General features: G+C 42.1%; 9 protein-coding genes. 5 read left to right on the top strand and 4 right to left on the bottom strand.

Annotation, left to right across the window (positions count from 1 at the left end; translation table 11 throughout):
- Nucleotides 1-69 precede the first annotated feature (69 nt).
- On the bottom strand, nucleotides 70-1,782 hold the full coding sequence (locus GO620_RS02100; RefSeq protein WP_157522604.1) for a coiled-coil domain-containing protein: 1,713 nt from the start codon (nucleotides 1,780-1,782) through the stop codon (nucleotides 70-72).
- Nucleotides 1,783-1,857: 75 nt separating this feature from the next.
- Between GO620_RS02100 and GO620_RS02105 the strand changes: the two genes are divergently transcribed.
- The 5 genes from GO620_RS02105 (at nucleotide 1,858) to GO620_RS02125 (ending at nucleotide 9,835) form a co-directional block, all read left to right on the top strand.
- Nucleotides 1,858-3,075 carry an ImmA/IrrE family metallo-endopeptidase gene (locus GO620_RS02105; RefSeq protein ID WP_157522600.1) on the top strand — a complete coding sequence of 406 codons (1,218 nt, stop codon included), beginning with the start codon at nucleotides 1,858-1,860 and terminating at the stop codon, nucleotides 3,073-3,075.
- A gap of 2 nt (nucleotides 3,076-3,077) precedes the next feature.
- Nucleotides 3,078-3,578 carry a hypothetical protein gene (locus GO620_RS02110; protein ID WP_157522597.1) on the top strand — a complete coding sequence of 167 codons (501 nt, stop codon included), beginning with the start codon at nucleotides 3,078-3,080 and terminating at the stop codon, nucleotides 3,576-3,578.
- On the top strand, nucleotides 3,544-5,502 hold the full coding sequence (locus GO620_RS02115; protein ID WP_200230547.1) for a hypothetical protein: 1,959 nt from the start codon (nucleotides 3,544-3,546) through the stop codon (nucleotides 5,500-5,502). Before GO620_RS02110 ends, GO620_RS02115 begins: the two co-directional genes overlap by 35 nt.
- 108 nt (nucleotides 5,503-5,610) lie before the next feature.
- Nucleotides 5,611-8,757, top strand: a complete 3,147-nt coding sequence (locus GO620_RS02120; RefSeq protein WP_157522591.1) for a sacsin N-terminal ATP-binding-like domain-containing protein — start codon at nucleotides 5,611-5,613, stop codon at nucleotides 8,755-8,757.
- Between the two features lie 4 nt (nucleotides 8,758-8,761).
- Nucleotides 8,762-9,835 (top strand): AlbA family DNA-binding domain-containing protein, encoded by a 1,074-nt coding sequence (locus GO620_RS02125; RefSeq protein ID WP_157522588.1) that lies wholly within the window; start codon nucleotides 8,762-8,764, stop codon nucleotides 9,833-9,835.
- 602 nt (nucleotides 9,836-10,437) lie between these two features.
- On the opposite strand, the gene GO620_RS02130 is transcribed toward GO620_RS02125, so the two are convergent.
- The 3 genes from GO620_RS02130 to GO620_RS02140 form a co-directional block, all read right to left on the bottom strand.
- Nucleotides 10,438-10,662: a helix-turn-helix domain-containing protein gene (locus GO620_RS02130; RefSeq protein WP_157522585.1), complete on the bottom strand. Its 225-nt coding sequence runs from the start codon at nucleotides 10,660-10,662 to the stop codon at nucleotides 10,438-10,440.
- Nucleotides 10,663-10,922: 260 nt separating this feature from the next.
- Nucleotides 10,923-11,678, bottom strand: a complete 756-nt coding sequence (locus GO620_RS02135; RefSeq protein ID WP_157522582.1) for a hypothetical protein — start codon at nucleotides 11,676-11,678, stop codon at nucleotides 10,923-10,925.
- Nucleotides 11,679-11,692: 14 nt separating this feature from the next.
- Nucleotides 11,693-12,991 carry a hypothetical protein gene (locus GO620_RS02140; RefSeq protein ID WP_157522579.1) on the bottom strand — a complete coding sequence of 433 codons (1,299 nt, stop codon included), beginning with the start codon at nucleotides 12,989-12,991 and terminating at the stop codon, nucleotides 11,693-11,695.
- Nucleotides 12,992-13,013 lie beyond the last annotated feature (22 nt).

The raw sequence follows: 13,013 nt of genomic DNA on the forward strand, positions 1-13,013 counted from the left end.
TGATAAATTATTTAGGAATATGAATAATTATTAAAGCTACGGATAATATTGATTATGTCAATTATCATGCTATTTGACACTGAAGTCTGCGGCAGCATTAGCGAGTTCTTCAACACTGATATGTCCGTAGCCACGCTTCGCCAGCTGGCGACTCAAGGAATTCTTTAGCTGCACGGTGCCTTCGGTAGTCACTTTGGGCATCCGTGATAGCCAAAAGATATCCTCGTCCATCCAATAGCGCTTTAAGTCTTCGGGAAAACCCTGTAATTCCGTCAGCATCTCGTTCTTCAGCGGCTTGAGTAGTTCGGTTTCGTAGGTCTTCAAATTGTTTTCCAAAGCGTTCTGCGAGGTTTTCTCCATCTGCTTGTAACTGTTTAATTGCTGCTGTTTCGTTTGCTTCAAGCTGGTCAAATTCGGTTGCCTTTTCGCGGAGTAATCTTTCAAGTCGTCCTGGCTCTTTTGCGACAAGTTCGCGTAGTCTTTCGACAGCTGCTCCTTCACTTGCAAGAGTTCGTTCAACTCCTGTTCGCTGGCGGTCAACTGATCGTACTCTCTTTCAAAGAGTTCGTCCATTCGTCTTCGTGCGCTTTGGTAATTTCTTTCAATTTCGCTTCGTCTTGCCGCAATTGATCTTCCGCTGCTGTTTGGTGCGAGTTCCGCTGCACGTATACTTGATTCAAGTACCCTTGCCGCTTCATCAAGTTCGCGTTTTTTCCGACGATATCTTTCGTCCAGATCTTGATAATTTCCGCTAAACTCTGCTTTTGCTGTTCCAAGTCGATTTCTTCGTTCGTCAACATCGTCAAGCTCTCGCTGATGTGCAGATTCACTTGCTGCTCTATACCGTTCTTCAAACTCATCGCGTCGTTCTCCAGCTCTTGTAATAGCGAGTTCAGTTTCGCCGATAATTCGGCGATTGTGCTGCTCTGCTTTTCGGTAAGATTCTGTGCCCAGGAATTTATTAAAAGTTCGTATGAGGCTATTAATTTCCGCTGTTCGGCAGTCGAAAGTTTCCTCAAAAAGGAATCCCTCGTCGACATCAGCCGCTGGTATGCCCGCTGAGAGGTCTGCGGATAAGGAATGATAATTGAATTCTCGTTCGTCATTGTTATAAAGCCATTTAATATTTTTACCGGTCATTACCGCCTTGTAGATTTCCTCCGGTTTGGAGCGTGGCGGTATGATCACCACCGCGTCGATGCCAAGTATAGGCAGCGTCGCCATCAGGTCCACATCCATCTTTTTCCTTTTGCCATCGGATATGAGGATAAGTAATATCGGGTTATCGTCTTCATCGAAACCCACCGCATCGGCCGTAAAAAGATGGAAGTCATCTTCCGATGCGGGTTCATTACCTAGCAAGAGATCACCACCCGGCGTTTCAAAACAATGCAGATGGCGCTTAACACTACCAAAACACATGGTTTGTCCGCTTTGAAGTGGAATAGCCAAGCCCGCAGTTCCCTTTGGGGGTAACTTATAGACTGGTGGTAAACGCAATTGCTTATCCAGTTGGATGGCTTCCAGCGCGATTAGCCGTCGCGCCTGAATATTACTGAATGGGCATCGTTCGTACACCGGAACATCCGTCACGTCATGCCTGAAATAAGGTTTCGATCCATGAATCTTACGTAAAATTGCTTGCATTGGCTTGTCGCAACCCAAACAGGTAAAGTCATGCCGGCCACTTTCCTTTACATTAGTAATGTGAATAACACCGCCATACGCAACGCTACGGGCATAATCATGGTTCTCGTCGTTCTCTTTTGGTGGGTAATACATTCGCTTAAAAAAGTCATGTAAATTTACATAACTTTTATTTGAATAATCCGAATATTATTTTCAATTTTGTTGGAGATGGATGAAAATCAATTTCTGAACGAATTTTATAAAATGCTCGCCCCGGTGGATGCCTGGCAGGGTCAGGCCACCTCGATTAAGGCTATTTTCGAGGCGCGTTTAGCGCAGCATGGCATTACACAGAACCAAGCCGAAAAGCTGCTCAATATGCAAAAGCGTACGCTGGATGGCATACTGGATGGCTCGGCCAAACGCATCGATGTGATCAACCTACTAAAACTGGGGCAGTTCCTGGGACTGGAAACTAATCACCTTATTAAACTATTCTTGAGCGATATGCCGGCGGATATGATCGGCGAATTAGAGGACGCCAAAAAGAAAGCATATATCCTGGCAAATTTTGATATTAAAAATCTCGCCAAAGCTGGCTTTCTGAAAACTAAAACAGACTTTGAAGAAATAGAGCAGCGGATACTTAAATTTTTTGGCCTCCGTACCATATTCGATTATACGCAGCAACAGATCATACCGGCATTCAGTAAAACGAAAAAGAATGAAAGCGCTTTGATGCGCGAGTTTTGGGTGCGTTCAGCCTATGCCCATTTTGAGCGCCTGAAAAATCCGAACATTTATATCCGCAGCCAATTGGTTGACCTGCTCGGGAAAATACGCCCCTATACCATGAACGTGGCCAGCGGCTTGCGGATCGTTAGCCAGGCGCTCTATAATATTGGCGTAACCGTTATTTACCAACAGCATTTGGATAATACCTCCGTTCGGGGCGCCACATTTGTGATTGAGGAAAAGCCCTGTATCGTACTCACTGACCTTAATAAAAATTATGCAACGGTCTGGTTCGCATTGCTGCATGAGCTCCATCATGTTTTATACGACTATGATGAAATTCAGCAGAATATCTTTCACCTCACCGGAGAACCCGATCTTTTCCTTTTGCAGGAAGATAAAGCAGATGAATTTGCGCGGAGCTATTTACTACCGGACGACCGTGCGAAGTTCATTTACAAATACATTAACAACCAGTTATTGGTCGGCAATTTTGCAAAAGAAAACCAAATACACGCCAGCTTTATCTACAATTTTTATTGTTGGGACATGAAGGCGGCAGGCAAAGGAGATTATTGGGCTAAATTTAACAACCTTATCAGAAGCGCTGATCTTAAACTGGCGCTGAAAGACATCAACATCGATCCTTTCGATAAAGAACGCGTAGAAGACACCGTTTTATACCTAAAAGAAAATATTTTTAACATATAATCATGGCTGAGAACGAAAAAGATAAAGACGAAGCAAAGAAAACCGCCAAACAATTGGCGGATGAACAGGAAAAGTTAGAGATCCTGGCACGTGCCGGCCATGTAAAAGGCGAACAACTATTTGTCGGCACGACCGGTGATGTTGAGCGGGAGAACGAATTGCGCCAATTTGCTTTAGGTACGATTGAGGACCCGGAAAAGAAATTTGATGTCTATTATAAAGGAATTGGACGTTTGTTGCTCGCACACCTGCCAAAAGGCCTGCAAAACAAAGCCGCGCGTAATTACATTTACGAAGAAAAAAATACCTATTTGACCCGCGGCAAACGCATCAAAAAAGACGGCACCCGTGGCGCCGATGGCCGAATGGGCTATATCGCCGACGCTGAAGAAATGCTCAAAGTGATTATGGACTGGATCATGGACAACGGCACCATGGTTGACCTATATAATAAGCTTCGGGAACTTAATGTATCCAAAGGCTACGGAACAAGGCAATTTTAAAATGACGTTGTTGGACAGGGTGATTTTTTTCTCAAAAGAGGATTTAGCAGGTACGCCTATGCTTGAAAAGGCGGAAAAGCTTTTGGAAAAAAAGCATGACTTCGGACAACTCGATCTCAATGCGTTGCTGGAATTTCATCACATCCATCAGTACTTTGAGAATGATAAATATCTTGATAGCTGGACTAGTTCGCAGCGAGCAGCCTACGCGGCTATCTTAAAAAATGCAATGACCGCCATTAGAAACTACATGCGGAATATGATTCCAGCAAAAGTTATGGAAGAGGCCGCATTATTGGAGTACAATAACCAGGAAAATTTCTGGGAACTCATCCGTTATTTTGAATTATACAAAAGCATCGATGATGCGCTTTTTTTTGCTATACTTAACGCTCATCCACACCATATACGATACATCCTGCCATTAAAGCAGATCGTCCAGCATTATAATTTAACTTTGAGGTCATTTTTGATGACTAGTGAAGAAAGCGCAGAGCTGCTACTTGCGCATTACGAACAAAAAAATACGACACCCAGCAATTATCACTTCCCTAAAAGCCTAACAGATACCGACAAGCAGACTATCATTACTTCATATCTTAAATCCGACGATCCAAACTTAAACTACATTGAATTGGTCCGGAATTCAAAAAACCTGAAACTGCCCCCTAAGATCTTGCTCAAAGCAAAACAGGCTGCTAATAAGATCAAAGAAGAAATACTGAACGAGGAAAATAGCATGAAAATGTCGGTGGGTGCAACGCTTGATAAAAAACAAGCCGAACCAGTTACCTACAAAAATGAAGGTGGCGACACTCGCGTAACTTACGGGGGGCTATTCTTAGATTCGCTTAAGACCGAACTTAAATTATTTGCCGTATTCAGCCAAATATTTCTTTACACCGACCAGGAAGGTCTCATTACCTTAGTAAATAAAGACACCGAAATGGATGTACTGGAGAAAATCGGTATGCAATCCAAAAATGAATATCATACCAGTTTTGTCTTTGCCAAAAAAGATATGCTTTCAATTGCACAACTTGGGATATTCGATCACTATTTGAAAGAGAAAGGGCGTTCGATAGAAAACTTGCTGCAAAATGTTATCAAGGATTTGTTCGTTGATCATTTCAAAGTAAATGAGTTGTCTTTTGCGATGCCTGACCCTAGTCTAAGTGCTATTGGCAAGATTAGGTTGCTTGCCCCTGAAATGGAATACTTACTCAAACAGTACAAGGATTTCGTAACTCATAAACAGATTGATCACGAACTTTTGCAAATCGATTCCAACCCGGTATTTTTCAGTGAACTGCCTAGCTTATTGCCTAAAAAGTATATCTATTCATCGCATGAAAGCATCCGGGTGATTCAGTACCATTTCTACGATCAAAACAGCGTTTTTGCTATGCGCAAAAGATCCGAAAAGCCCATGACACTTTTTAAAAGATTAGAATCAGGAAACTTGGGCAGGAGCGATTTTGAAGATTATCAACTCCCTTATTTAGACCAGGCGGTAGCTGCTGGCGACCTGCTTATCGACGACAATGGGTTCATCGGAATGGCTGACCCAATTAAAGTCATTATCGCTGGCAAACTCCGAAAAAACGGTACGATCAGTTACTGGCACTACGGGGAGGAATTTCGGATAGAGGTAGACCGTTTGATCGCAGAAGGCTTATTAACCACGTCCGATCAACTCTTTACAATAGATGAAACCAGTTACCTTAATTATTACCTCAACAAAAAGGAGTTCACGAATGGTAAAGATTTAAGGAACAAGTACCTCCACGGATCAAATATCAAGGACGAAAAACAGCAGGAAATTGATTACCTGTATTTCTTAAGAACATTTATCGTCATACTGTTAAAACTAAAAGATGATCTGATCCTAAGCCAGCATCATTCCAAATTAACTGCAATCTGAATCAGTCCCAAGATAACTACTGATCGATTGGGGATTCTCATAAATATAAAATAATATATACAAAAACTCATAAATTAGCCTGACCCTAAACACTTAATTATTTTACTTATGGCAAAGGCCGGCATGTTTGCCAAATCCGAACACGAAGAACTGAACAGGATTACGTCGAAGTCCATTCTGGAGAAACTGATGAATATCCGGCAAAAGATCAACGTCGGATTCACTGCCCGAAGGCTGGTTTGGGAACTGATACAAAATGCAAAAGACAATGTCAGCCTTTGTAGCGAAAATGATGAAAAAGTCGATGTTCATATAGCAATAAGCGAAAACGAATTCATCTTTTCACACAATAAAGGTTATTTTACCAGTGGGCATATTCGGGGACTGGTCAGAAAATATTCATCAGGGGACAAAGAGCGTGACACCGAGCAATTGGGCCAGGCCTACAAAACCACCGGCCGCTTCGGAACCGGATTCATGACCACACATTTACTATCAGAAAAAGTCAGGGTAGTCAGTACCTTCCAACACGAAGAAACCGAATTGTTCCATCCTTGTAGTTTCTGGTTGGACAGGACGGGTAAGACCGAAGCTAAAATCGTCGAAGGCATGAAGCAGGCTTTCGACCAGGCGGAAGAAGCTATCCTAGATTCTGACGGAGTTGAACGGTCTGATATTGATTTAAAAACATCGTTTATTTACCCACTTACAGATCATACCAAACCTCTTGCTTATGTGGCCCTGGAAGAAGTTCAGAAAGGCATCGCTTATACGCTGATCAACGTTCCAGCCGTCAACTCACTAACGATAGATGAAGCGTTGGCCGGTGAAACCGTTTATCAAATAGAACTTCATGAAACGATCACGATGGGCGAAAATAGTGCTATCATCTACAATCTGCTGATGGACGGTAAAAGGTCAAAACAGTATTTTTTGGCATTTCAGAACCAACATGTACAGATCATCGTTCCAATATCTTACGATGGTCTCGACTATTTTATTCAAGCGCTTAGCGAGGACGTACCCAGGATACACCTCGATTTTCCGATGATCGGTACCGAAGACCTGCATTTGCCTTTCATTGTCAACAGTACGCTTTTTGAACCTACCGAGCCGAGGGATGGCATTAGTCTGATGGACGACGAATATAATGAGTTCGCGCAACTGAACTGTTCCCTAATGCAACAAGCGGTTGGTTTATATAATGCCTTTTTAACTTATGCCGGTAACAATAACGATTGGCATGATCTTTATCATTTGGCCAGGGTAAAATCCCCCGCAAAGCGTGACTGGATCGATCAAAGCTGGTTCAATACCAACGTTGTCGGCCCGATCAGAACGACATTGCTCCACACGCCGATAGTCGATGTATTTACTGGCGAGAGGATGGCGATCTGGGATGACTTTGATGAACCACTGGTATTCTTTCCCAGTGCGAATAAAGCTTCCTTAAGAAATGATATCTGGAACTTGGCAAAAAAACTTTATCCCGGATCAGTACCTGCCGAAGATCACGGTGATCAATGGTACGAAGTTATCTGGTCGGATTGCTATCAGTTAACAATTTCAACTTTATCCGGAGATATTCAAGAAGCAGAAAATTTAAAAAACCTCGACGCATTGCTCCAGGATAGTAAATCGACCGGAGTTGACTTTTTAAATGAATATTATAAGTTATTGAATATAGAGGGGGGGCATATCAACGAAATTGTGGCCGACAAATTCGCCGTAATACCAAACCAGCTCGGAGAATTTAAAATTAAATCTGAACTTTCCGTAGACAAAGGCATCGATGAAGAATTGAAAAATGCCTGCGCGTTGATTTCAAACGACCCCAGATCCTATTTGATTCATCAACGGGCGGGAACTGGAGAGGGTATTAAGTACACCCCAAAAACACAGGATGCTATCGTAACGGAAATCAATACACATATCAAAGAGAGTAATGATAAAAGTGCGGTTTCTGCAGTATGTGATTACTTAGCCTCTTTGTTGCCCAAGGAAAATATCCCGGAACGCAGGCTTTTGATATTTGACTTCTCCCAGCGAGTGTATCCAGAAGATTTTCGACAAAAAAGGCTTTTGGAAAACTATAACGCAAAAATATGGGAAGAGTCAGATAAAAAATCGCTATCCTACATCGTCAGCAAAATTGGCGATAAAAAATCAGTGGCCAGCATGTGGCAAAGCCTGGAGTTCGAAAACAAAAAAGAAGCGCTCAACTGGTTGAATAACCTGGTCAGCTTTTTAGTAAAAAATGGTTTTGAAAACAACATTAACCGGGAAAAGAGTCCAATACTTCCGAATCAGAACGGAACATTTCGTACCAAAGACGATCTGTTCCTAGACGCGGGCGATATCGACGAAATACTCAAAGACATCGCTGCCGACTTGGGTTATGACTTCCGGGAGGAATTGCTGGATACCGCGATTTATCTGGTCTTACCGGAAAACCGAACTTACAACATCGCAGATGTCGCTGAAAAAATAACTGCTTGCCTGAAGCCCATGTTAAGAGACGTTGATAAAAGAAAGAAATATAAAGAGACTTTGAAAAATTTTTATGTCTGGATGAATGACAACCGGGAAAAGGCGGCCAAGTATTTCCCTGACCTGCACGAGAAACGCTTTTTGTTCCTGGAAGATGATGACATCTCCCTAAACATTAAAAAAGCGGTAGAGATTGACGAACTGATGGAAGAACACGGGATAGAGAACATTGAAGATCTTCGCAGACAACTGACAAGGCTTAAAGAAATTGGTAGAGAAGCACCTCCTTCCAACGAAGTTCCTGAAAAGGTAAACCTTACCCAGGAAATAATGGCAAGTCTCGGTATCACCTCCCAAGCCGAATTTGAGGCGGCCTTTAAAGACCCCTGGGTGCAAGCGCGATTTTATCATACGTCAAATCCTACCGTTAGCAGTTACGCGTACGCACAACGGCTGATCGAACGAGCGAGGGAAAACATCAAGGCGTACCTTCGGGGCCACCCTGATTATGATTGCACTGATCTTGAAGAAACCGCGACCACGGTGCTGGGGGGGATCCTGAAGAACGGTGTGCCGATCGATATTGTGACGAGGCCTTCAGACAATGGCGAAGTGATCTTTTATTATTCTTCAGAAAAAGATACGCTGGACACCGATAGCGTCGAGTTATGGGTAGACAATGGCCTGACTGACCCACATATCCTCACACTGGGAAGGATTTTAAAAAGTACAGGTATCAATCGCATCCCTATTAATATGAATTGAACTAATGGATCTACAAACTCAGGTTTCTTCAGTCATTCTTCAGCCCGAGAATGATTCACTGGAATACAAGGCAGTCCTGCCACCTTCGAAGACGATCGCGCAGGTCATTTGCGCCTTTGCCAATACCAACGGCGGCCTGCTCATCCTGGGCGTTTCCGAGATCGGCGGCCTCAAGATCGCCGGGTTAAGCGAAGACTTCCGAGCAACCTCCATGACCCATAAAGCGATCGACCTATTGTCGCCCAAACCCATTGTGGATTATGGCTACGTACAGCTGCATGGGAAAAAGTTGTTTGCCATCAGCGTTGCTAAATCGCAAGTTCAAGTGTCCGTTGAGAACAAGGTATATGTCCGGACAAACGGAAGGCTCCAACTGCTCGATCCGCCAGCCCAAATATTTCAACCCGCAGGTTACGCCAGGATCTCAGCCATCAACGCTGATCTCGAAGCATTAAAAGCCAGGACGACCGACTCCAAGTTCAAACTGATCGAACACTATCAAAGTGTCTTAAAGATGGTCGATAGCCTGAAGCAACTTCTTTATCCGCAAAGTCCGGCCGTATTTACAACCGTAAAAGAAGGCAAAGTACTGGCCAGAATACTGTTTTCGTCCATGGTGGACAATTTTGAAACCTATCTTTCGGACATCTTATTTGAGATCTATCTGGCTAAACCCGATACCCTGAAATCCGAGCAAATGGTTAAAGTCGAAGATGTACTGAACTGCGCGGACATCCAAGAATTCATTACCTTTTGGGCAAAGCAAAAGATTGGTAAACTACAGAAAGGAAGCGTGAAAGGTTTTATAGCGGAAAACAAGCAGATCAAAGACCTTGACGTCGTCACCACTGTCATCCAGGACGAGATTGAAAAGATCCTGCAGATACGGCACTTATATGCCCATCGCAACGGTATTGTCGACGATAAATTTTTAAAATTCTTCCCGGCCATATATATTTATGGAACTGAGCATCAAATGTCCATTGACGAAATATTAGATAAGATCATTTACCTAACAGACATCGTAGATCAGATCGATAAGGCAACTATCCTCAAATATAATTTGTCAATTGTTTAGCAATTTAGCATAAGAAGCGGTGCTCACGGCAATTAACTCACCTGAACAATTTCCTATCTTAACCTTGAAACCGGCGAAACTACCTTTTCGCAAGTTTAACGTTTCTTTTTATTCTGTAAGCAGTATTTTGAACTAGCGGCAACACTTCACCGGCTTTTGAACGAGTGATGGGAATTAGAGTTTTATTTTGTCAAACTTACGCAAGTTGTTACAAAATGTAAAAGCTCGATTATCTGGCAATTAGACAGCGAAGCAAATTAGTTCGTTTTTCAACAATAGATAACTATTTATTATCTACAGTTCGTATAGCACTAATATGGTACTATATTAGCGTTGCAAAAATTTTAGGTATGAATTGGAGAGACCCGATCCCTAATGAATGGGAAATCAAAATGCTCTATGACCGCTTTCCTGAAGGATGCGGTAAAGGTTGTCACTGTGTTCATCCGGCTGATGATTGCGGCTGTGATGACTGTGAATTCCGGCACGCTTATAAAAACCTAAGAAGCAAAATGCTAAAGCGATTTTTCCTTGTAAGGTTAAATTAAAATAAGCCGCTCTTTGTAACGCTGATAAAGCGCGAAGGAAACGGCACATATATTTTAAAAATCCATCAATTCTTTATAAGAAACATCTAACCCCTTAGCTAATTCAGCAATAGTTTTTAAGGAGATGTTAATCTCACCCCGCTCATACTTCCCTATATCGCTCCAGTCGATATTACAGTTGGTAGCAAGCTTACGGAGCGAAAGCTTTTTTTGCTTTCGTATCGATGCGAGATGAGCACCGAATTCTTTAAGTATATCCTGATAGGTTTGCTCCGACATGCCCTGATTAACAGGGTGAAAAATGCTTTTTTGCCGAAGGAAAATAGTGGGTATTTAACCCCACATTTTCTATATTCGCAAACCATTAATATATTTCTGATCGTATATCAGTTAATCTGTAGAACCAAAGTTAACCTGATGACCTGTGCGAAAATTCAAATCTGATAGCCAATATTACTGGGGACTTGGCCTTTTATTATTATGGTTATTGGTATATTGGTTTACGACGAACAAATAATCGTCAGTCTTATGCGTGGGTATCAGAGGTGAAGAAAGTGTTTGATCAAATCATATATAGGTGACGCAAGTAAGTTGGTGAATGTCCCCAAGCCAATATCTCTCATCAGGCCGTAGATGCGGGACAATTGCGGCTGTGCATCTCGCCCCTTATCAAGCTGTGCGACTGCATAATTCATTTCAATCTCAAAGTCTGAACGTAGATTTGCGTCTATATGATGTAGGTCTAAGCGAACTGTTTCTAAAAACTCACGTATTTGTGATTCTGAAATGTCATTATTTTGGGTTTGAACGGCATGAGCAGAATTTTGCTGAAATTGTATTGGTGCGTTATTGCCGGTAATGTTAATCGTATTATTGACTGTTTGAATCGCATGGGTTGCTGTTGATTTATCGCTCAACCACTTTCCGAAAAGATCAATATAAGCCTCACTTCCGCGCTTTCTTAACTCAGGATAGATTTCATATCTCATGTGTTTAATAAAATCGTCCAACCCACCAGGGTTGTTACGAAGAAAATGATTTAAATGATGGTCAATAAAACCATCTATCTTATAAGAGGGCCTAATTCTAAGTAGCCGGGTAATGAACTGTTTGTCATAATCTTCAGCTGTGACATCAGTGAAAATTGTGTTAGTCTCGTATTGGTCACGTTCACCCCAGTCGCCACGAATACGTTTGCCAAAACTTGCCCAAGCACGCTGACTACCCAAATTTTCAAGTTGATAGGAACATTCGGAAATTTTATTGTGTGTACCAATGTCGTAAAATGAATTCATATACAAATATACAATCAACTCGCAGGTCCGATAACCAAAAATAGACCTGGCTGGCCTGCGACTTCTTCAAATACAAGACGAACCATTTCTTTGCCAATTTTCCAAACTGCTAAGTTGTCGCCATAAACTATATTTTTATAATCTGACGGAAGGTGCGGCACAAGGATCGGCGGGCCGAATATGCGTTTGCATTTTTCTACCAACAGTTCCATTTCCGAGTACATTAAGCCGTATTTGGGGTGACTGTTTCTTAAGAATATAAGATGCCCGTCTTCATTAGACTGCAAGCGATTAAAATAATTGAATACTGGATACAATGTTTTTAACAAGGTAGCTTGCTCGAGCGGTTCTTGTCGAACGACCATTCCCTTTTGCAATGTGTAACGAATACCATTTAAAAATGACCTTGTATCATCCTCATTTCGAGTTAGTAGCGCGGAGCGGCCAATGAAATCCGTTGTTGATAAAACTTCTGTACGATATTTAAGCATCCTGTATACAATAAATGCTTTTTCCTGCATTCCACGATCATCGGTTACCAAATAGTCAGCCTTGCTTGCGAAGAATGCGTGAGTGGCATCCCTGCGTATGTCCCAGTACGTGTTCGCTTTCTTTTTACCTCCTTTTTTTTCCTGTGTCACGCCTAAAAATTCAAGTTGTGTATAGGTATTGATAAAGCATTGATACTCGTCATCCGCATCGTTACCAGCGGTCATATCTTTCACCATTTCGCGAAATGTTTTCCCAAATAGGCTGTCTTTCATCCGTTCATCGAAATCGAAAGACCAAATATCCCAACTGTACTGATCCCTGTCAAACAATTGCGCCGTCCAGTTCTGATACTTTCTATATAATTTCTTATCATAGAGAAGTGTACCTAATCCTGACATAGATTTAAGGGCATCATTTATTGTTTTCACATCTCTAAAGCCTGTTGAAAATGGAGCAAACTCTGGCGGCACATTCGGTGTTTCATACCGGGGAAAGTCGAATAAAGGCAAATCAAATAACGCTTTTATGATATTACCAACTGCTTCACCACCTTCAAAATCAAAAGCAGGAGCAATATATTCGTAAGGATTTTCAAGCACTCGATGAAAGACATCGAAATCTATACCTTTGTAAGCTTCTACTGGTCTAGCTAAATAGAAGTGTAACCGTTTGTAAACGTGATCACGGGTAATGTAATTATCCTTGACGTACCACTCCATATGATTAAGATCCTGCTCACGGTAATGAGCCTCTGACATGGCGAGGTCATGCAAGTGCGCTTCCGAAAACAAAAAGATAAAATTTCTTTTCAGAGTTTCCATTACCCGGTGAACATGGGAATCA

The sequence above is a fragment of the Mucilaginibacter ginkgonis genome, assembly GCF_009754905.2.
Classification (GTDB): Bacteria; Bacteroidota; Bacteroidia; order Sphingobacteriales; family Sphingobacteriaceae; genus Mucilaginibacter; species Mucilaginibacter ginkgonis.